This window comes from Pseudomonas sp. SIMBA_068, assembly GCF_046534705.1.
GTDB classification, from domain to species: Bacteria; Pseudomonadota; Gammaproteobacteria; order Pseudomonadales; family Pseudomonadaceae; genus Aquipseudomonas; species Aquipseudomonas putida.
In genome coordinates this window covers 1-243 of the sequence record NZ_JAWRYI010001388.1, presented here as the reverse complement: position 1 = coordinate 243, position 243 = coordinate 1, and the positions used below count along the sequence as shown (strand labels likewise).

General features: G+C 60.1%; 1 pseudogene. It reads left to right on the top strand.

Features of this window, described 5'->3' with window-relative positions:
- Nucleotides 1-243, top strand: a pseudogene (locus SB756_RS34170) (3-deoxy-7-phosphoheptulonate synthase); the annotation flags it as partial.

Below are 243 nucleotides of genomic sequence, written 5' to 3'. Positions count from 1 at the left end.
ATATCAACGCGCTGGGCCTGCCTACCGCCACAGAATTCCTGGATATGGTGATCGGCCAGTTTATTGCCGATCTGATTAGCTGGGGCGCGATTGGCGCACGCACCACCGAAAGCCAGATCCACCGCGAAATGGCATCGGCCCTCTCCTGCCCGGTCGGCTTTAAAAACGGCACCGATGGTAACGTACAGATTGCCGTGGATGCGATTCGCGCCGCGCGCGCCAGCCACATGTTCCTTTCGCCCG